A 20020-nucleotide genomic window follows, 5' to 3' on the forward strand; every position below is an offset into this window, starting at 1 on the left:
CTATTCGGCTAGAGCGACATTCATGCTCAGCCAAGAAGGATTGACACCTGCGCACACTGCACATCGGAAACTGACAGGACTGCTCGGTTGTCATCTCCGCTCTGCTCGGTGGTCATCTCCGCGCCGACACCCGCGATCACACACCCGGACTCGCGCACAAAAGAACCGTCACACCCGCTTCGCACTGCGAAACGAAGTGACGGCGAAGTGACGGCACAATGTCGGAGTGGAGTGCCGCAGTGACGGTGAAGCGCAGCGACAGCGGGACGACACTCAACGACTGGACGACCGGACGGCGAAACAGCGGGACGCCCGACCGCGATGACACTACTTGGCTTTGCGAAGGGCCTTGGCCCACTGCTCCTGAGCTTTCGTCAGGCCCGTGCCTTGACGTCCGGCGCTCTTGCGCTCATTCAGGTCCTTATTCGCTCCAGGAGTCGATTGCCCGCTCAGAGCTCCACGCCATGAGTGGCAGATCGCGATCGCGAGAGCATCCGCGGCATCGGCCGGCTTCGGCGCAGCCTCGAGTTCGAGGATCCGGGTCACCATGTTCGTGACCTGCTTCTTATCAGCCCGTCCTGACCCGGTGATGGCGGCTTTGACCTCGGAGGGCGTGTGCATCGCCACCGGCAATCCGCGCCTGGCGGCAAGCCCCATAGTCAGGCCTGACACCTGGGCCGTTCCCATGATCGTGGAGACGTCATTGCGGGCAAATACTCGCTCGATGGCCACGACATCGGGACGGTACGTGTCCAGCCAGCTGTCGAACGCCTCGGCGAGGGCGCCCAGACGCAGATCCACGGAGTCCGTGGATGGCGTGCGCAGCACATCGACGGAAACCATTGTGGCCTTGCGGGGCGGGCAGGGTGTCGATGACACCCAGCCCGCACCGGGTCAGACCAGGATCAACGCCGAGGATTCTCATCAGTCACCATATTCGGACTCATCAGGAATCAAGTTCGGCAAGAACCTCGTCGCTGACATCAGCATTGGAATAGACGTTCTGAACTTCGTCGCTGTCTTCGAGCGCATCGATGAGGTTGAAGACCTTGCTGGCGGTGTCCGCGTCCAAGCTGACTTCGATCCCGGGCACGAAGGATGCCTCAGCCGAGTCATAGTCGATGCCTGCGTCGACAAGCGCTGTGCGCACGGCGACGAGGTCGGTGGCCTCACAGATGATCTCGAAGTTCTCGCCTTCGTCCTTGACCTCTTCGGCTCCGGCGTCGAGGGTGGCCAGGAGGATCGAGTCCTCGTCGGTTCCCTCGGCGGGAACGGTGATGACGCCCTTGCGGTCGAAGTTGTATGTGACCGATCCGGGGTCTGCCATGGTGCCGCCGTTGCGCGTGACTGCCACGCGGACTTCAGAGGCTGCCCGGTTGCGGTTGTCGGTCAGACATTCGATAAGGAGGGCGACACCGCCTGCGGCATAGCCTTCGTACAGAATGTTCTCGTAGTTCACGGCAGAGCCGTCGAGACCACCGCCGCGCTTGACCGCGCGGGTGATGTTGTCGGCAGGAACCGAGTTCTTCTTCGCCTTCTGGACCGCGTCGAACAGCGTCGGGTTGCCTTCGAGATCAGGCCCACCGTTGCGAGCGGCAACCTCGATGTTCTTGATCAGCTTGGCAAAGAGCTTGGCCCTCTTGGAGTCGATGGCAGCTTTTTTGTGTTTAGTCGTTGCCCACTTGGAATGACCTGACACTGGTGTTCCTTCCTATAGATACAGCCCCCTAGAGTCTATACGCTCAGCACACCGTTATGTGCGCTGTGCCGGACGAAGCAGCTCACCGCTCATGCGGTAAGTTCCCTCGGCCGATGCCGAGCGGCCACTAGTCAATGACGAGGGGAACCTCGGGCACAGAGCCTTCAGCGACAAGATCCATGAGGCTGAGAAGATTCTTCGGATAGATCGTCTCCGTCGTGGTCATCAGCTCTTCGCGAGACCACCACCGGAATTCCAGCAGACTGCGCTTCTCGATGTCAGTCCAGACGGCGTCCTCGAGCTCGATGTCCTCGCTCGTGCGGAATGCGAAGTAGGTTTCCCGCTGGTGCAGAGACTTCTCCGTGAATTCGAACACCCCGTCACGGGTGGCCAAGGGTCCGATGAGCTCTCCGGGTTCGCATTCGATCCCGGTCTCCTCGGCGAGTTCGCGGGCCGCTGTCTGAGCCGCAGACTCCCCCAGTTCGGATCCGCCGCCGCAGGTCATCCACCACTGGTGTGTGGGCGTGAGCAGGTCCTGAGCACGAATCAGGAGAACCTCGTCGCGCTCATTGAGTAATACGACCCGTGAGGCTTTACGAGGTTTCATGGTTCTCCAGGAGTTGACGATGGACGGATGCAGTCTGAGCAGAATAGTGAAGCGGCAAGCAACCGGCAAGACCGCAATCGTAACCGACAGAACGATATCGGGTAGTCCCCAGACGACCAAGCTGGTGACGTTCAATGTGAGAAATCACCGACTTGGGACGTGTTCTGGCCAGGTGCAAGAGGGGTAGGGGCATCGCCTCAGAGGCGGTTGAGTCGGTCATCGGCTCAGTGGATCGCCGAGGCGGTCTGGTCGTCGAGATTCGCATCGACGTCTCCGCCCAGATGCTGGTCCCACCAGTCGAGCATCGCTTCGAAACGCTGCCGACGGTGGCGGGGCTGGCCCGAGCGTGAGAGTTCGTGGTTCTCTCCGGGGAAGATGAGCATTTCGGTGTCCACACCGGCCCGCTGCAGCGCGGCATAATACTGCTGAGCCTGTTCGAGCGGACAGCGGAAGTCGAGTTCCGAATGCATCACCAGGCTGGGCGTGTGCACCTGCGAGGCGTGTGCCAAAGGCGACTGCCGTGCAATGGCCTCCCGATCACGGGTGGTGTACTCCTCGGTGAAGAACCGTCCGATGTCAGAGGTGCCCACGAAGCTGTCGGGGTCGAGGTAGCCGCGTTCGACGATGGCCGCCTGGAAGCGATGATCTGCAGCAGTGATCATCGCGGTGAGATAGCCGCCGTAGGATCCGCCCTGGACGCCGAGACGGGTGGAGTCGAGCTCGGCATCATTGGCCAGCGCGTGGTCGAGGACCGCGAGAACGTCGGCCATCGCTGGGGCCGCCATGTCCCCCTGCACTGCGGTACCCCACGCACGGGTGCGTCCGCCGGAGCCGCGCGGGTTCGCGTAGACCACGGCGTACCCGGCGGAGGTGAGCACCTGGGTCTCATCGAACCACCCGTGGGTGTACTGCGCGAACGGTCCACCGTGGATGTTGAGAATGACGGGGAACGGTCCTGGGCCGCTGGGCTTCGCCAGCCACCCCGTGATGGCCCCGCCCTCACCGTCGACTCGAAGAAGCTGCGGGAGGACGGAATTCGCGGGCGCAGGATGTGCTCTGAGGACCTCGCCGTCGCCAGCGGATGTCCGGCCGGATCCGGAGAGTCGCACACGGTCGAGAACAGCAGGGTTCGTGGGCGTCTCCCCTGTCCAGACGAGATTGTCTCCGTCCACGTCGAAGCCGTTGACCACTGCCGTGTCATCCGTGAGGAAGTTCAGTTCGTCCAGTGTCCGTTTCTCGGCTGCCAGATCGATCGAGATGATTCGTGAGGCTCCATCCGTGTCCACGACAGCGATGACAGAAGCCTCGGCCGCATCTGAGCCGTCTCCAGCTGTATCGATGACCTGGGGCCGGATCGACGCGACCGAGACGGTCTCCGGGTCGGTCAGGCGTCGTGTCGAGCCAGTGGTCAGATCGTGGACGAAGAGTCCGGGCATCTGCCCAACGAAGTCGAGTTCGTCTCGGGTCAACTCGTTGCCGACGAGCAGCACAGTCTCATCGTCGATCCAACTGTGCAGGTTCACACTCATCCGCGGCAGCGTCAGCGGCTCCGGGTGGTCTCCGCCAAGCAGCCACACCGTCGTTCGCAGGTCGGACTCGCCATGGTCGGGCACCACCGAGGAAACCACGCTGGCTCGGGTGCCGCTCGGTGAGAACTGCGGGTCGTGGACATCTGACTCCGGGGACTCCAGGAGTGTGGACAGCGGTACCTCGGCGCCGCCGGCGATGCCGGACTTCCCCAGGCCCGGTTCGGCGAGATCGACCAGGAATGCCCGCGCCGGACGGTCGTTCGTGTAGCCCAGCCCGTTGCTCAGGTAGGCCGCCGAGGTGATTCGCCGTGGCGCTTCCTCACCGGCAGGGATGTCGTCGTCCTGGCCGTAGCGTCCCGGCTGCGCCACCCGCGCGACGTAGAGTGCCCGCGCCCCATCATCGTCGAGCGCGAACTCGGAGACGCCGAGGTGGTTATCCGTGATCCGATGTGCAGTCTCGAGGCTGGAGCCGGCGAACAGCTGGGCTGATTCCTTCTTCGCCGCACTCAGATATCCGGACCAATTGCTGCGGATTTCGGGGGCGAAGTCTCGCCAGTTGTGCGTCAGCCGTCTCGAGGTCTCCCCCGACAGCGCGAAGAGCTGCGAGAGATAGCTGTTCGACTCAAGGTCGGGGCGGGTGATCGTGATGACGGCTTCGCTGCCGCGCAGCAGTGGGGATGAGTACTCGGCGAGAGAGTCAAGATCTTCGGGGTTCATCTGTTCCATTCCTTTGACAGCGCAGCCTGCACGTCGGCGTGCACCTGCGGCAGAGCTTTGGTCTGTGCCACGACGGGCAGGAAGTTCGAGTCCCCGCCCCATCTGGGCACAATGTGCTGATGGAGGTGCGCGGCGATTCCGGCACCTGCCACGGGTCCTTGGTTCATTCCCAAGTTGAAGCCGTCAGGGGACGATACGGCGCGAATCACGGTCATCGCCTTCTGCGAGAAGTGGGAGAGTTCCGCCGTCTCCGACTCGGACAGCTCCGTGTAGTCCGCGACGTGACGATAGGGGCAGATGAGGAGGTGGCCCGGGTTATACGGGTACAGATTGAGCACTGCGTACACTTCCTCGCCGCGGGCCACGATCAGGCCCTGTTCGTCGGACCTCGTCGGCGCCGTACAGAACGGGCACTCGGAAACTCCGGAGTGCTTGGGTTTGTCCTGCCCTCCGATGTAGACCATCCGATGCGGTGTCCACAGCCGCTGGAAACCATCGGACTCCCCCGGAAAACCCGCAGCCGCCTCGGGTTCGGGCATGCCTTCACAAGGATCGGGCCTGCCCTCGCCGAGGCGGTTGTGTGGGTCCTCTGTCATACCTGGGCCTTGGTTTCGATGGATTCGACGATTCGGGTGACCGCCTCGGCGACGGATACGCCGTTGTCCTGCTCACCGTTGCGGAAACGGAACGACACAGCATTCGCGTCGCGATCCTCCCCACCGGCGATGAGCACGAAGGGCACCTTCGACTTCGAGGCGTTGCGAATCTTCTTCGGGAACCGATCGTCGCTGTCATCGATCTCGACGCGAACGCCGGCAGCCCGCAGCTGTGAGGCCACCTCGGCGAGGTAGTCGTTGAACTCCTCGGCCACGGGGATGCAGGTGACCTGGACCGGTGCCAGCCAGACGGGGAACGCGCCCGCATAGTGTTCGATGAGCACACCCATGAACCGCTCGATGGACCCGAACTTCGCCGAGTGGATCATCACCGGCTGCTTACGAGTACCGTCGGCGGCCTGGTATTCCAGGCCGAAGCGCTCCGGCTGATTGAAGTCGAGCTGCACGGTCGACATCTGCCAGGTCCGGCCGATGGCATCGCGGGCCTGGACGGAGACCTTGGGACCGTAGAACGCGGCTCCGCCGGGATCGGGGACCAGTTCGAGCCCGGTCTCCCGTGCAACCTCTTCGAGGACCTGAGTGGCTTCTGCCCACTGTTCATCGGAGCCGATGAATTTGTCCTTCTTCTTCCCGTCTTCGTCGCGTGTGGAGAGTTCGAGGTAGAAGTCGTCGAGTCCGAAATCACGCAGCAGGCTGAGGACGAATTCGAGCAGGTGACGGATCTCCTTCGCGGCGTCTTCCTGCGCCACATAGGAGTGCGAATCGTCCTGGGTCAGTGCGCGCACACGGGTGAGACCATGGACGACCCCAGAGGCCTCGTCACGGTACACGGTGCCGAATTCGAAGAGACGAAGGGGAAGTTCGCGATAGGAGCGTCCGCGCGAGCGGAAGATCAGGTTGTGCATCGGGCAGTTCATCGCCTTGAGACGATAGGGGGTGCCCTCCTTGACGATTTCCCCGGATTCGTCGCGGACCTCGTCGACGGAGATCGGCGGGAACATGTTCTCGCCGTAGTACGGCAGATGCCCGGAGGTGTAGTACAGGGTCTCCTTGGAGATGTGCGGGGTGCCGACGTACTCGAAGCCCTCTTCGATGTGGCGGGCGCGGACGTAATCCTCCATCTCGCGCTTGATGACTCCGCCCTTCGGGTGGAAGACGGGCAGACCGGAGCCGAGCTCCTCGGGGAACGAGAACAGATCGAGTTCCGCACCGAGCTTGCGGTGGTCACGGCGTTCTGCCTCGGCGAGGCGATCCTGGTGGGCTTTGAGATCCTCCTTCGAGGCCCAGGCGGTGCCGTAGACGCGCTGCAGGCTCGCATTGGCCTGGTCTCCGCGCCAATAGGCCGCCGAGGAGCGGGTGACTGCGAACCCGTTGCCGATCAGTTTGGTCGTGGGCAGGTGCGGTCCACGGCAGAGGTCCTGCCACACGATTTCGCCCTTGCGGTCAAGGTTCTCGTAGACAGTGAGTTCACCGGCGCCGACCTCGACGGAGGCCGAGTCGTCGGAGCCCGCGCCCTTGTCAGAGATCAGTTCGAGTTTGTAGGGCTCATCGGCCATACGCGCCTTCGCCTCATCTTCGGTGACGACGACTCGATTGAAGGTCTGGCCGGATTTCACGATCTGGGCGGCCTTCTTCTGAATCGCCTTGAGATCTTCAGGGGTGAAGGGCTCAGCGACATCGAAATCGAAGTAGTAGCCGTCTGTGATGTAGGGCCCGATGCCGAGCTTCGCGTCTGGGAACAGGTCCTGAACGGCCTGGGCGGTGACGTGTGCGGCCGAGTGGCGCAGGATGTCGAGACCCGCGGGGGAATCGATGGCGATCGGAGCGACCTTGTCACCAGCGGAAAGTTCGCGGCTGAGGTCGACAGGCTGCCCGTCGAGCCACATTGCAACGACCGTGCGGTCCGTGGAGAAGATCTCCGTGCCGGTCAGTCCCTGTTTCCAAGGAATGGTCTCTCCCGCGCAGTCAATGCTGTCTGCCACTGATCTTCTCCGTTCGTCTGTTCTAGGGTGTCTCGCCACTCGAGTCTAATACCAAATCGGCGGTGCGAAACCAGTTGGGTGGCAGTCGTGAGACCGCCACCCAACTGGTGAATCATATGCAGTTTTCGATGTCAGCGCGGTTCGCGCCTACGTCAGTCGGGATCGGAGGGTCGTCCCGAGCCGTATCACGCGGCCTTGCTGAATTCGAAGTCCTTGCCCTTGCCCAGATCTTCGCTCATGGAGAGCTTCAGGTGCACCTTGTCGACCTCGGCGGACGGAACTGCGAATGCGAGTTCGACGGTCTCTTCTCCTCCAGCCGGGATCGGGTCAGAGAAAGGGAAGCCGCCCTTGTATTTGGAGGCGTCGAACACATCCTCATATTCCTTGCCCGCACCATTGTCGGCGGTGAACTGTGCAAGCGAAAGATCGACGTCGGAACTTCCACTGTTCTTGGCAGTCACAGTGACGATCGCGATCTCGCCATTGCTGCTTTCGGCGCCTGCAGCATATTCGGACGCGGTACCTGATTTCACGGCGACCGCCGCCGTCACATCGGTGCCGACCTCGACACCGCCGCCCTCGACCGGAGGAGCCGCCGCTTCACTGCCGTCAGACGAGCCTGCACCCTGACTGGGGTCCTGCGCAGGGTCGGAGGGACCCTGAACCGGAGCTGCGGATGAGGACTGCTCGTCGGCGGCTTCGCCGATCGCCGTGATGAACATGCCGCCGAAGATCAAGGTGACGATGACCGAGATGATCGAGAACAGGATGGCGATGAAGCTGAGGATCATGCCGGTGATGGTCATGCCCTTGTTATTGGCCAACCCCTTCTTGATCGCGGAGAGACCGACGAAGGCGAAGATCACGCCGGCAACGCCGAAGATGAATCCGATTCCGAAGAAGATGGACAGGACGATGCCGGCGATGCCGCCGATCAACGCGAGGATTCCCCAGATGTTCTTCGACTTGTTGTTCCCCGAGCCTGCAGAATACGAACCGTAGCTCGCATTTGGGTTGGCTGGGATGAACTGGTCCGAAGAACCCTCAGCACCGGCGTAAGCGGGCTGCTGGCCGTACTGGTTCGCGTCATAGCCCTGCGCGTTGGGGTCGTAGCCCTGACCATAGCCGCCCTGATTCTGGCTGTAGGGGTCCTGGCTGTAGGGGTCCTGGCTGTAACCCTGCGCGTTGGCATCGTAGCCCTGAGCGTTGGGATCATAACCCTGGCCGTAGCCGCCCTGGTTCTGGTCGTATCCTGGAGCACCCGTGTCGTTTGGCTGCGAGCCGTACTGGGGCTGCGAACCGTACTGCGGTGGCTGCGAACCGTACTGCGGCTGCTGATTCGGATCGTTCTGCGAGCCGTACTGTGGTGCCTGCTGCCCGTTGTTCTGCGAACCGTACTGCGGTGGCTGCTGCCCGTTGTTCTGATCACCCGAAAAACCAGGAGCACTGGGCGGCTGGTTGTCGGGGCCCTGACCGTTGGGGTTCTGATTTCCAGAACCGTTGTTCGGTTCGTACGGGTTCTGAGGAGTAGACATGAGTGCTCCGAAGTCTTCGTCGATGGTTACCGTCACTAGCGTACTAGTGAATGTGTCGCTTTCCCCATGGCATCCACGTGGCAGTCCTGACACACGACCGACACATCGAAGCCGAGCTCTTCGCGCTGGAGGCGCGGATGGTGAATGCACGAAGCCCCGAGTGAGTCACTCGGGGCTTCTCCTGTGCGCGATACTGGGATCGAACCAGTGACCTCTTCCGTGTCAGGGAAGCGCGCTACCGCTGCGCCAATCGCGCCCTATTCATTTGTTGCACCGGAACACAAGGTCCCTGTGCGCGATACTGGGATCGAACCAGTGACCTCTTCCGTGTGAAGGAAGCGCGCTACCGCTGCGCCAATCGCGCCGACTCACCAACAGCGAACCGTTGGACGAATCCGAGGTGGCGACGGGATTCGAACCCGTGTATACGGCTTTGCAGGCCGCTGCCTCGCCTCTCGGCCACGCCACCATCAAGGCAGTGCCATGACGCCTTCGAGCGGATGACGGGATTCGAACCCGCGACCCTCACCTTGGCAAGGTGATGCTCTACCAGCTGAGCCACATCCGCATTTCTCGCTGCCCGGTTTCCCTGGCAACGAGATATAACTCTATACGCAGGTGGCGGTCCATGCAAAATCAGATCCGAGTGATCGTGGTCACACACACAAATCGGGCTTTCAGACTCATCGACTTATATTGGAAGAGTGAACGACGATCCCCATGACAAGCGCCCCACAGGGTGGCTGTCACGCCATCACAAGCAAGGCGTGCGCCCCTGGCGCAAGACGCGTCTGAGCTTCCTGCGCTGGCGCAGAACCGTCATGGCCAACCCGCACACGGCACGGCTCTATCGGACCATCGTCGGTGGAGTGGGCACGCTCATCGTGCTCATCGGCCTGGTGCTCGTGCCGTTTCCGGGCCCGGGGTGGCTCATCGTCATCATCGGACTGTTCGTCATCTCCAGCGAGTTCCGTTGGGCGCAGCGGATTCTGCACTTCGTCCGCCTCAACGTGGAGAAATGGACGCACTGGGTCATGGCGCGGCCGGTCTGGGTGCGCTGGACGCTCGCTGCGGTTACAGCGGCACTAGTTGCCGTTGTCGTCTGGGCCGCCTTCAGGATCATCGGACTCCCCGACTGGGTGCCCGAAATCGAGGTCCTCAAATACCTCGAGCTGCAGTAGCGCCGACGAACCTGCCCAGAGAGCCAATTGCTGCCTGGGGAGCCACAATTGCTGCCAAGGGAGCCAGCTGCCGCCTGGAGCGCTTGTTAATGCGAGGAGGGCCTGTTACTGCGAGGAGGGCAGATTACTGCGAGGAGAGCGCTGTCAGGCGCGAAAGGCAGCGCATGTACTTCTTCCGGTACCCTCCAGCCAATGACTCTTCGGTGAAGACCTTGTTCAACGCCTGTCCCGAGTTGATGATCTTGACGTTGCGGTCATAGAGCCTGTCGACGAGGGCAACGAAGCGCAGCGCGACACCCTCGTTGTCGATCGTCGTTACGTCTTCCCACACGGCCGCGTCCAACCCATCGACCATGCGACCGTACCGAGAGGGATGCACGGTGGAGAGATGGCGCAGAAGTGTCGGAAAGTCGTCGCGGGCGACTGTGCCGGTCAACTCAGACGTCGCGGCATCGAGGTTCTCGGCAGGAACCGGTTCAGCCGGCTCGCTCAGCCCACGGTGGCGGTAGTCCTTGCCCTCGATGCGGTAGATGTCGAACTGATCGGCCAGCGCCTGGATCTCTCGGATGAAGTCCTGTGCGGCGAAGCGGCCCTCCCCCAACGATCCGGGCAGAGTGTTCGAGGTGGCGATGATCTTTACGCCGGCGTCGGTGAGTTCGCGCATGAGGCGTGACATGAGCACCGTGTCGCCGGGATCGTCGAGTTCGAACTCGTCGACGCAGACGAGCTTCATCTGTGAGAGATCGTCACGGGCACGGATGAATCCGAGCGCGCCGACGAGGTTCGTGTATTCGACGAAGGTGCCGAAGGTCGCAGGCTTCTCATTCGCGTGCCAAGCCGAGGCCAACAGGTGTGTCTTGCCCACGCCGTAGCCGCCGTCGAGGTAGACGCCCTTTGGTCCGTCCTTGCCCTTCGAGAACAGCTTGCCCAGGAAGCCCTTGGATGTCGACGACGCTGCGAACTCCTCAAGTTTGTTGCGTGCCTGGGCCTGCGAGGGCTCCGAGTCATCGGTGCGGTAGCTGGCGAAGGACACGTCGTGGAACTGCGGTGGCGGGACGAGGCCCGCAATCAGTTCTTCGGGTGCAACGTGGGGGGAACGGTCGCTCAGTGCGACCAGAGTCTGCTCGGCATTCACTCGGCCTAGTCTATTGCAGGCCACGCGTGGTCGATCAACTGCCTCTGACGTGAGAGTGCTCTCAGCTGGCGGGAGAGCACTCCCAGCTGAAGTCGTCTCAGCTGAAGTCGAAGCCCAGACGCCCCAGCTGCTTCGGGTCTCTCTGCCAGTCCTTGGCGATCTTCACATGCAGGTCGAGGTAGACCTTGGTCCCGAGCAGTGCTTCGATGCCGCGCCTCGATTCGCTTCCGATCTCTTTGAGTCGGCTGCCGCCCTTGCCGATGATGATCGCCTTCTGGCTGGAACGTTCGACGTAGAGGTTGACGTGGACGTTCCACAGCGGGTTGTCCTCGCTGCGTCCCTCACGCGGGTACATCTCCTCGACCTGAGCGGCCAGGGAGTGTGGAAGCTCGTCGCGGACGCCTTCGAGCGCAGCCTCACGGACGAGCTCGGCGATCATCATCTCCTCCGGCTCATCCGTCAGCTCCCCCTCGGGGTAGAGCGGCGGAGAGACCGGCAGGTGACCGGTCAGAACGGAGTCGACCGTGTCGATCTGGAATCCGTCGACGGCAGAAACCGGAACTACATCGGCGAAGTCGGCGAGGCCACCCACAGCCAGCAGAGCCTCGGCGACCTTCTCCTGGGGAACCTTGTCCGTCTTCGTCACCAGGGCCACGATCGGGGTGCGGCCGTCGAGGAGCTCGAGCTGGGACGCAATGTACTTGTCGCCGGGCCCGATAGGTTCATCAGCGGGCAGGCAGAAGCCGATGACGTCGACCTCGCTCAGCGTCGAGGCCACAAGATCATTGAGGCGGCTGCCCAGCAGGGTCCGAGGCTTGTGGAGTCCCGGGGTGTCGACGAGGATCAGCTGGTGATCGTCTTTGTGGACGATGCCGCGGATCGTGTGCCGAGTGGTCTGGGGCTTCGCCGAGGTGATCGCCACCTTCTCCCCCACCAGCGCATTCGTCAGCGTTGACTTACCGGTGTTCGGTCGGCCCACGAAGCAGGCGAAGCCGGCCCGGTAGTTCTCGGGGTAGTCTGTACGAAATTCCATTTCAGTCCTCTTCCTTCGTGACCCTGACGTGGGTGATGCGGTGGCGGCGGCCCTGACCCTCCATCGCTTCGATGTAAAGACCTTCGATCGATGCGTTCGAGCCGTCGATGGGAACGCGGCCGATGAGCTTCGTGAGCAGACCGCCGACGCTGTTGACGTCGTCCTCGTCGATCTTCACATCGAAATAGTCGGCGAAGTCGGAGATCGACATGCGGGTGCTGATGACGAATGAGCCGTCGTCGACCTCGACGAGTTCATCATCACTGGTGTCGTACTCGTCTTCGATCTCGCCGACGATCTCCTCGACGATGTCCTCGATGGTGACGAGTCCGGCGGTGCCGCCGTATTCATCCACGAGGATCGCCAGATGCGTCGAATCGAGCTGCATCTGCTCCAGCAGGTCATCAGCAGGTTTGGTCTCGGGGACGAACAGAACTCCCCGTGCCAGGATATCGACCGATCGTTCTGCGTCCTCCGGGTGGAGGTGGAGCCGTCTGGCGACGTCCTTGAGGTAGGCAACGCCGCGAATGTCGTCAAGATCCTCTCCGCTGACGGGGATCCGTGAGAATCCCGAGCGGAGGAAGAGATTCATGACCTTGGTCAGCGGTGTGCCGGAGTTGACCGTCACGAGGTCGGTGCGCGGAACCATGACCTCATTCGCCGAGGTGTCCGAGAGGTTGAAGACGGATTGGATCATCTCCCGTTCGCCGTCTTCGATGATGTCGGACTCACTGGCCCGCTCCACGAGGTCGCGCAGCTGGTCGGAGGTGACGAAGGGGCCGTCCTTGTACACGCGGTCAGGCGTCAGCAGGTTGCCGAGGAGGACGAGGATGTTCGTCAGAGGTTTGAGTACGACAAGTGCTGCGCCCACGACCCAGCTGAGGTTGAGGCAGACGGCCAGAGAACGGCGTCGACCGATTGTCCGTGGGGACACGCCGGCGACGACGAAGACAGCGATCGAGGCGGTGAGCACTGTGAGCACGACCATGAGCGGTCCCACGGAGTAGATCGAGTTATAGGCCAGAGCAATGAAGACCGTGGCCAGTGCCTCCATGAAGTTTCGGACGAAGATGATGACGTTGATGTTTGTGGGCAGATCGATGAGGATCTTCTCTGCCCGAAACGCAGACTTCTTGCCTTCGTCCTTCGCATCCTGGATCGCCTGATGCGACACGCTGAGCAGAGCGGCATCGACAGCAGACAGAGTCGCCGAAACGACGAGACACAGTGCGGCACCGAGGAACAGCCAGAGCACGGCTCAGACCTCAGTGGGAGAAGGGATGTCGGTGCGACCGTCGTAGCGGGCAGCGAAGAAGGTGAGCAGCAGATGCCGCTGCAGGGCGAACATCTCCTCCTTCTCCTCAGGCTCGCCGTGGTCGTATCCGAGCAGGTGCAGGAATCCGTGGACGGTCAGCAGGAGCACCTCATCCATGGTCGAATGCCCCGAGGACGAGGCCTGAGCGGCGGCCACCTCGGGGCAGATGATGATGTCACCCATCTGGCCTTCGGTGGGAGCCCCAGCCTGTCCCTGTGTGAGCTGGTCCATCGGGAACGACATCACATCGGTTGGACCGTCGAGGTCCATCCAGGTGATGTGGAGTTCCTCCATCGCCTTCGCATCGACCATCGTGACTGCGAGCTCGGCGCCGGCGTGCATGTGCAGAGCCTGGCCCAGGTATTCGGTCAGAGCCACGACCTCGTCGAGGTCGATTGCTTCGTCTGTCTCGTTTGAGATCTCGGTATTCACTCGGTGCTTCCCCACAGGTCATAGGCATCGACGATCTTCGTCACCAGCTGATGGCGGACGACATCCTTGCTGCCAAGGTGGCAGAATTCCATGTCGTCGATTCCGGTCAGAATGTCCTGGACGAGGTTGAGACCGCTGCGGGTCTTGCCCGGCAGGTCAATCTGAGAGACGTCACCGGTGACGACCATCCGCGCGCCGAAGCCCAGCCGGGTGAGGAACATCTTCATCTGCTCACCGGTCGTATTCTGCGCTTCATCGAGGATGATGAACGCATCGTTGAGGGTGCGGCCGCGCATGTATGCCAACGGTGCGACCTCGATGGTCCCCGTTTCGATGAGCAGCGGAATCGACTCGGGATCAACCATGTCGTGCAGGGCGTCGTAGAGGGGCCGCACATAGGGGTCGATCTTCTCGTTCAGCGTTCCCGGCAGGTAGCCCAGGCTCTCCCCCGCCTCAACCGCTGGGCGGGTGAGAATGATGCGTGAGACCTCTTTGTGCTGCAGGGCGTTGATGGCCATGGCCATTGCCAGGTACGTCTTGCCCGTACCTGCTGGACCGATGCCGAAGGTGATCGTGTGGTTGCGGATCGCCTTGACGTAGTCGTGCTGGCCCATCGTCTTGGGACGGATGGACTTTCCGCGGGTGGACAGGATGTTCGTTCCCATCACCGCCGAGGCGGCTTTGCCCTCCGAGGAGAACGACGCCACCCGATCGATCGTCTCCTCGTTGATGCGGTGGCCGGAGCCGTGCAGCTTCTTGAGCTCCCCGATGACGGAGACGAAGGCTGCCACGCGCGGCGGCTCACCGCTGGCCTGGACCTGGTTGGCGCGCACGTGCAGGTCGAGGTCGGGGAATACTCGCTCGAGCTTCCGCAGGTTCGACTCCCCCGGCCCGAAGAACTCGACCAGATCGATGGAGTCGGGAATCACGAGACGCACTGTGTCCGATGCAGCTTCTTCGGCAGGTGTGTTGTTCACAGAGTTCGTGGGCTGAGTGGAGGTGTCCAGAATGATCCTTAGTGACTGTTCGTACTTGTGGGAGTACTGCAATTGTGTGCTTCCATCGTAGTCGCCTTCGTCACCAACGGCCCAATGAATTCTGAGCCATGACGAGTCCGGCGGCTCCGGCCGACGATGACCGCAGGACCGTGGGTCCCAGGAGAACGGCTTTCGCACCGATGGCTGCGAGGGCATCGAGCTCAGCGTCGCTGATCCCGCCTTCGGGACCAACGACTAGGACGATGCGTCCAGAGTCCGCGGCCGAGGAATCTTCGATGACCGACGCATTCGCTGGTCCAGAGTCCCTCAGAGCCTGCGACAGTTTCTGCTCGGCGGCTTCATGGAGGACGTAGACGGTGTCTGTGGCGGTCAGAGTCGATGCCAGGTCGGTGCCGCGGACCAGGTCGTGGCGCAGAGGGAAGCGGGATCGTCTGGCCTGCAGGGATGCCGCCCGCAGAACGTTGTCCCACTTGGCTGCGAGCTTGTCGCGCTTCTTCGCGGGCCAATCGGCGATCGAGCGTTCGGCGGCCCACGGGACCACCTCGTCGACTCCGATCTCTGTGGCGGCTTCGATCGCCTGCAGATCGCGGTCGCCCTTGGCCAGAGCCTGCACGAGAACCAACCGTGGCTGGTCCTCGTCGGTGTGAGTCACCGAGGCGACGTGCAGTCCGAGTTCGTTCGCCGAGGCGGTCGATACCGTTCCGCGTACGCGGGTGCCGGATCCGTCGACGATTTCGAGCTCGTCCCCGGGCCCGAGTCTGCGGACTCGGACCGCGTGTCCGGCCACGTCCTCACCGAAGGTGAGCACCTGACCGGCGGCCGCCTCGGCGACCTGGGTCGAGAAGAAGACGGGAAGACTCACCGACCGGCGAACTTCTCACGCATGCGGGAGAACATGCCGCGGTTCTGGGTGGTGATCTGAGCGCGTGGGGTCTCTTCCTCACGCAGAGTCGCCAGCTGTGACAACAGTTCCTTCTGCTCATCGTCAAGCTTGTCCGGCGTCAACACGTCGACCGTGACGAGCAGGTCGCCTCGGGTCTCCGAACGCAGTCGGGTGGCACCGAGTCCTGGAAGCTTGATGACGGTGCCTGACTGGATGCCGGCTTCGATCGAGAGCTCCTGCGAGCCGTCGAAGGTGTCGAAGGGGATCGAAGCGCCCAGAGCGGCTGCGGTCATCGGCACGGAGACGGAGGCGCGCAGGTTGTCACCGTCGCGCTGGAAGACTTCGTGGCGGGAGACCATGACCTCGACGAAGAGGTCACCAGCAGGACCTCCCCCGGGTCCCACTTCGCCCTGCGACGAGAGCTGGATGCGGGTTCCGTCGGAGACTCCGGCAGGGATGCGGATCTTCATGGTCCGCTGCTTGCGGACCCGACCGTCACCCTGGCAGTTGAGGCAGGGGTTGGGAATGACGGTGCCGAAGCCGTGGCAGGAGTTGCACGTCTGGTTCGTCACCATCTGGCCCAGGAGCGTCCGGGTCATGCGCTGAACGCTGCCGGCACCGTGGCACAGGGAGCATGTCTCAACGGATGTGCCCTGCTGGGTTCCGGCACCTGAGCAGGTGTCGCAGACGACGGCAGTGGTGACATCGAGGTCGATGTTGCCGCCGAACGCGGCGGTCTCGAGATCGATGTCGACTCCGACAAGCGCGTCCTTGCCGCGCTGTGTGCGCGGCATCGGACCGCCGGCCGAGCCGGCTCCCCCGCCGAAGAAGGTTTCGAAGATATCGCCGAAGCCGCCGAAGCCGCCACCGGCTGGGAAGCCCTGTCCGTTCTCGCCGCCGCCCATGTCATAGTTCCGGCGCTTCTCCGAATCGGAGAGGACATCGTAGGCGAGGGAAATGGCTTTGAACTCGTCCTCGTGTCCCGGGTTCACATCGGGGTGATACTTCCGGGCCAGCTTTCGGTACGACGATTTGATTTCAGCCGCCGAAGCGTCCTTGGACACTCCGAGTGTTTCATAGTGATCGGCCACAGAAACTTCTCTCTCCCTGGTGGTGTGCGTTGTTCGCGTTATCGTGCCTGTTCGCAGTGTGGTGCTTGGTCACGCTGTGCTGCTTGTTCGCGCTGTGCTGTGTGCTCTGGTGTCGGTGCATCTAGCCCTGGTCGAGGACAGAGGAGACGTATTTCGCCACGGCTCGGACAGCTGTGATCGTCGTAGGATAGTCCATCCGGGTCGGCCCGAGCACTGCCAATCGCGCGGTGGACCCCGCGTCATGACCATATTCGGCGGCCACGAGGGATGTCGAGCTGAACGACTCGTGAGTATTCTCACGACCGATCCGAACGCTGATCTCCTCTTGGTCCTCAGCCATCGACGTCAGCAGCTTGAGCAGTACGACCTGCTCTTCGAAAGCTTCGAGGATCGGTGCCATCTTCTCACCGAACTCCCTGCCGGATCGAGCCAGGTTTGCTGTGCCTGCCATGATGATGCGCTCTTCACGCGTGGCAATGACGAGATCAGTGACGGCGGAGCGGACCTGTACCAGTGCCGCGGCTGCGTCGGTTCCGACAGCGCCGGCTCCCACGACAGGTTCTGACTGAGTGCCGTCATCGTTCTGGGCCGAAGCACGAGGTGTGGCCGTGCTCACGACTCTCGACAGCTTCTGACCGGAGAATTCGGAGTTGACCTCATCGCGGATTCCGCGCAGCGACTCATCGTCAACGACGCCCGGCGTGATCACGATCTTCTGCTCAACCTGCCCTGCATCGGTGATGAGGACGACGAGGATGCGGTTGGGGCCAAGACTCACTACCTCGATGTGTTTGATCGTGGCACGCGAGACTGTCGGATACTGGATCAGCGCCACTTGGTGGGTCAGGCCCGAGAGGACCCTCACCGTGCGGTCGAGCATGTCGTCGAGGTCCCCGTTGCCGTCGATGAGCTGGAAGATCGCGCGCCGCTCAGCGTGTGTGAGCGGTTTGAAGTCGTCGATGCGATCAACGAACATCCGATAGCCGAGATCAGTCGGGATTCGACCAGCGGAGGTGTGAGGCTGCGCGATGTAGCCCTCCTGCTCCAGGTGGGCCATGTCATTGCGAATCGTGGCCGGAGAGACACCGAGCGTGTGCCGCTGAACGATGGCCTTCGACCCGACGGGTTCATTGGTGGCGACGAAGTCTTCGACGATCGCCCGCAGAACCTGTGCTCGCCTGCTGTCGTTCATTCGTCCCCTTCCTTCGTTCGGCACCGCATTTGGCACTCATCTGCTTTGAGTGCCAATTCTACGCTTCTTACATTCCGAATTCACTTTCGGGCCTGCCCCAGCGGGTCTGCACCTATCGCGTCAAGTCCTTGATTAGGGTGGTTGACCGTGAATACCTTTGATCGCTACGGGCCCGATGTGCTGGCAGGTACCTCGCCTTCCTCGCACCGGCCCAAGAAGTCCACGCCTGTTGAGCTGGGTCTCGGAATGGTTCTCGAAGACGCGATGAGCGGATATGTCGGCGCCGTCGTCGGCGCTGAGAGGACCACCGCCGGGATCGTCGTCAATCTTGAGGACCGGGCAGGCAAGGTCCGCGCGTTCCCCCTGGGTCCTGGCTTCCTGCTTGAGGGCAAACCCGTCGACATCAAGCTGCCGACCAAGAAGAAGTCGACTCCCGGTCGCACGGCTTCGGGCTCACGTGCGGTCGGCAATGCTCGTGCCCGGGTGGCTCGCGGTTCCCGCATCTGGGTCGAAGGCAAACACGATGCCGAGCTCGTCGAGAAGATCTGGGGCGACGATCTGCGCATCGAAGGTGTCGTCGTCGAACCGCTGGGTGGACTTGACGATGTCGCCGACAAGCTCGCCGCGTTCGGTCCTGACAAGGATCACCGTGTCGGAGTCCTCGCCGATCACCTCGTGTCCGGCACCAAAGAATCCAAGATCGCCGAGGCGGTGCGTGCTGATCCCCGCTACCGCGACGTCGTCCACATCATCGGTCATCCCTATGTCGACATCTGGCAGGCTGTGAAGCCTCATGTCGTCGGCATCAGGGAATGGCCGGTGGTCCCCCGTGGTGAGGATTGGAAGACGGGAATCCTGAGACGTATCGATTGGCCGCACGCCGACCACCGGGATGTGGCACGGGGCTGGGTGCGCATCCTGGGCAAGGTCAGCACCATAGCCGATGTCGAACCCACACTCTCGGGTCGAGTCGAAGAGCTCATCGACTTCGTCACCGTCGGCTGAGACTTCGGTCGGCTGTGGCCGCGGTCGAATGTGATCGAACTGGTACAGGATTCGGGCTTTCCCCAATTCGGCGCCAGGGCATTTCCGATAGTGTGAGTGTCCAGAAGCCCTGAAAGGACCCGCATGTCTTACAACCCCCAGCAGCCGAACAACGGCCCTGACCAGTCGCGTCCAATGCCGCCGAACTATTCTCAGGCCTCTGGACCCCAGCAGCCCTACAGCCAGCAGAACCAAGGCTACGGTTCCCAGCAGCCGAACCCCGCTCAGCAGAACTACGGTTCCCAGCAGAACCAGCCAGCTCAGCCGGACTTTGGTGCACAGCAGCCAGGGTACGGATCACAGCAACCGAGCTACGGTTCGCAGCAGCCGGGTTATGGCTCGCAGCAGCAACAGCCCGGCTACGGATCACAGCAGGCCTACAGCAGTCAGCATCAGTACGGGCAACAGCAGCAGTATGGCCAGGGTCAGCAGCAGTATGCTCAGCAATCCTATGGTCAGCAGGCACACAGCTACGGACCGGGTCAACCAGTCGGAAATCCGGCGCTGTTCGACTCACGAATGATTCCGGAGAATGCCTACGGTCCCGGCTCCGAGATGTTCTGGCAGGCCAGCGAGGCCGAGAGAACCACGGTCCTATGGACTCACATCGGGTCGATCTTCGTCGGTTTCCTGCCACTGATCATGTTCCTCGTGAAGAAGGACGAATCGCCTTATGTGCGCGAACACTCGCGGCAAGGCCTCAATGCAATGATCACGAACTGCATCGCCACGTTCGCAGCCGTCATGGTGTTCATGGTCATCGCCTTCGTCCTCGCTCTCGTCACCTTCGGTCTCGGCTTCTTCGTCTATTTCCTGGCATTCCTCGTCCCGCTCGTCTACACGGTGCTCTACATCATCGCCGCTGTGGCCGGGAACAAGGGAGAAGGGTACAAGTTCCCACTTACCTTCGAATTCGTGAAGTGATCAGATCCGCCACATGATCTGAGAGTCATCTCAGCACAGAGAAGCCGCCGCCATCGCAATCGATGACAGCGGCTTCTCTGCGTTCGGTTCAGTTCACATGGTGGTG

Annotated in this window: 17 protein-coding genes, 4 tRNA genes and 1 pseudogene; 3 read left to right on the forward strand and 19 right to left on the reverse strand. The window is 62.1% G+C overall.

What is annotated here, in order from left to right; all coding sequences use genetic code 11:
* Positions 1-327: 327 nt before the first annotated feature.
* The 11 genes and pseudogenes from ruvC to ACE03M_RS07150 all read right to left on the reverse strand — a co-directional run bounded on the left by ruvC (position 328) and on the right by ACE03M_RS07150 (position 9254).
* Positions 328-925, reverse strand: a pseudogene (gene ruvC, locus ACE03M_RS07100) (crossover junction endodeoxyribonuclease RuvC).
* A 21-nt stretch (positions 926-946) separates the two neighbouring features.
* Complete coding sequence (locus ACE03M_RS07105) at positions 947-1699, reverse strand: YebC/PmpR family DNA-binding transcriptional regulator (protein WP_143921815.1); 753 nt, start codon at positions 1697-1699, stop codon at positions 947-949.
* Between the two features lie 127 nt (positions 1700-1826).
* The gene (locus tag ACE03M_RS07110; protein WP_235344391.1) at positions 1827-2306 is read right to left on the reverse strand and encodes an NUDIX hydrolase; all 480 of its coding nucleotides are present in this window, start codon (positions 2304-2306) and stop codon (positions 1827-1829) included.
* A 224-nt stretch (positions 2307-2530) separates the two neighbouring features.
* Positions 2531-4552, reverse strand: a complete 2022-nt coding sequence (locus tag ACE03M_RS07115; protein ID WP_485933287.1) for an alpha/beta hydrolase family protein — start codon at positions 4550-4552, stop codon at positions 2531-2533.
* Entirely contained in the window at positions 4549-5148 is a 600-nt protein-coding gene (locus tag ACE03M_RS07120; RefSeq protein WP_143921817.1) for an HIT family protein, read from the reverse strand. The genes ACE03M_RS07115 and ACE03M_RS07120 overlap by 4 nt, the downstream gene beginning before the upstream one ends.
* A complete protein-coding gene (thrS, locus tag ACE03M_RS07125; protein WP_143921818.1) occupies positions 5145-7151 on the reverse strand; it encodes a threonine--tRNA ligase in 2007 nt (668 codons plus the stop codon). The genes ACE03M_RS07120 and thrS overlap by 4 nt, the downstream gene beginning before the upstream one ends.
* A 185-nt stretch (positions 7152-7336) precedes the next feature.
* Positions 7337-8686 (reverse strand): DUF4190 domain-containing protein, encoded by a 1350-nt coding sequence (locus tag ACE03M_RS07130; RefSeq protein WP_485933288.1) that lies wholly within the window; start codon positions 8684-8686, stop codon positions 7337-7339.
* A 184-nt stretch (positions 8687-8870) separates the two neighbouring features.
* Positions 8871-8942 (reverse strand) — tRNA-Val (locus ACE03M_RS07135).
* Between the two features lie 36 nt (positions 8943-8978).
* A tRNA-Val gene (locus ACE03M_RS07140) sits at positions 8979-9050 on the reverse strand.
* Between the two features lie 34 nt (positions 9051-9084).
* A tRNA-Cys gene (locus ACE03M_RS07145) sits at positions 9085-9155 on the reverse strand.
* Positions 9156-9181: 26 nt separating this feature from the next.
* Positions 9182-9254, reverse strand: a tRNA-Gly gene (locus tag ACE03M_RS07150).
* A gap of 136 nt (positions 9255-9390) precedes the next feature.
* Here ACE03M_RS07150 and ACE03M_RS07155 point away from each other — a divergent pair.
* On the forward strand, positions 9391-9867 hold the full coding sequence (locus tag ACE03M_RS07155; RefSeq protein WP_485933289.1) for a PGPGW domain-containing protein: 477 nt from the start codon (positions 9391-9393) through the stop codon (positions 9865-9867).
* A 124-nt stretch (positions 9868-9991) separates the two neighbouring features.
* Here ACE03M_RS07155 and zapE read toward each other — a convergent pair whose 3' ends face one another.
* The 8 genes from zapE to hrcA all read right to left on the reverse strand — a co-directional run bounded on the left by zapE (position 9992) and on the right by hrcA (position 17946).
* On the reverse strand, positions 9992-11002 hold the full coding sequence (zapE, locus tag ACE03M_RS07160; protein ID WP_143921820.1) for a cell division protein ZapE: 1011 nt from the start codon (positions 11000-11002) through the stop codon (positions 9992-9994).
* A gap of 97 nt (positions 11003-11099) precedes the next feature.
* Entirely contained in the window at positions 11100-12035 is a 936-nt protein-coding gene (gene era, locus ACE03M_RS07165) for a GTPase Era (RefSeq protein ID WP_485933290.1), read from the reverse strand.
* 1 nt (position 12036) lies between these two features.
* Positions 12037-13290: a hemolysin family protein gene (locus ACE03M_RS07170; protein WP_485933291.1), complete on the reverse strand. Its 1254-nt coding sequence runs from the start codon at positions 13288-13290 to the stop codon at positions 12037-12039.
* Positions 13291-13293: 3 nt separating this feature from the next.
* Entirely contained in the window at positions 13294-13782 is a 489-nt protein-coding gene (gene ybeY / locus ACE03M_RS07175) for an rRNA maturation RNase YbeY (RefSeq protein WP_198396321.1), read from the reverse strand.
* On the reverse strand, positions 13779-14831 hold the full coding sequence (locus ACE03M_RS07180; RefSeq protein ID WP_485933292.1) for a PhoH family protein: 1053 nt from the start codon (positions 14829-14831) through the stop codon (positions 13779-13781). Before ACE03M_RS07180 ends, ybeY begins: the two co-directional genes overlap by 4 nt.
* Before the next feature lie 28 nt (positions 14832-14859).
* A complete protein-coding gene (locus tag ACE03M_RS07185; RefSeq protein WP_485933294.1) occupies positions 14860-15642 on the reverse strand; it encodes a 16S rRNA (uracil(1498)-N(3))-methyltransferase in 783 nt (260 codons plus the stop codon).
* On the reverse strand, positions 15639-16754 hold the full coding sequence (dnaJ, locus tag ACE03M_RS07190) for a molecular chaperone DnaJ (protein ID WP_143921826.1): 1116 nt from the start codon (positions 16752-16754) through the stop codon (positions 15639-15641). Before dnaJ ends, ACE03M_RS07185 begins: the two co-directional genes overlap by 4 nt.
* Positions 16755-16875: 121 nt before the next feature.
* Positions 16876-17946, reverse strand: coding sequence for a heat-inducible transcriptional repressor HrcA (gene hrcA / locus ACE03M_RS07195; protein WP_485933295.1), 1071 nt, complete (start codon positions 17944-17946; stop codon positions 16876-16878).
* Positions 17947-18087: 141 nt separating this feature from the next.
* On the opposite strand from hrcA, the gene ACE03M_RS07200 reads away from it, so the two are divergent.
* The gene (locus ACE03M_RS07200) at positions 18088-18951 is read left to right on the forward strand and encodes a DUF3097 family protein (protein WP_485933296.1); all 864 of its coding nucleotides are present in this window, start codon (positions 18088-18090) and stop codon (positions 18949-18951) included.
* A 123-nt stretch (positions 18952-19074) separates the two neighbouring features.
* Positions 19075-19914 (forward strand): DUF4870 domain-containing protein, encoded by an 840-nt coding sequence (locus ACE03M_RS07205; protein ID WP_485933297.1) that lies wholly within the window; start codon positions 19075-19077, stop codon positions 19912-19914.
* Positions 19915-20020 lie beyond the last annotated feature (106 nt).

The organism is Brevibacterium sp. AGC70, from assembly GCF_057334195.1.

Coding starts and splice junctions, on each gene's coding strand:
- ACE03M_RS07110 (WP_235344391.1), bottom strand. CDS start 2,306: ATGAAACCTCGTAAAGCCTCACGGGTCGTATTACTCAATGAGCGCGAC.
- ACE03M_RS07115 (WP_485933287.1), bottom strand. CDS start 4,552: ATGAACCCCGAAGATCTTGACTCTCTCGCCGAGTACTCATCCCCACTG.
- ACE03M_RS07120 (WP_143921817.1), bottom strand. CDS start 5,148: ATGACAGAGGACCCACACAACCGCCTCGGCGAGGGCAGGCCCGATCCT.
- ACE03M_RS07130 (WP_485933288.1), bottom strand. CDS start 8,686: ATGTCTACTCCTCAGAACCCGTACGAACCGAACAACGGTTCTGGAAAT.
- era (WP_485933290.1), bottom strand. CDS start 12,035: ATGGAATTTCGTACAGACTACCCCGAGAACTACCGGGCCGGCTTCGCC.
- hrcA (WP_485933295.1), bottom strand. CDS start 17,946: ATGAACGACAGCAGGCGAGCACAGGTTCTGCGGGCGATCGTCGAAGAC.
- ACE03M_RS07205 (WP_485933297.1), top strand. CDS start 19,075: ATGTCTTACAACCCCCAGCAGCCGAACAACGGCCCTGACCAGTCGCGT.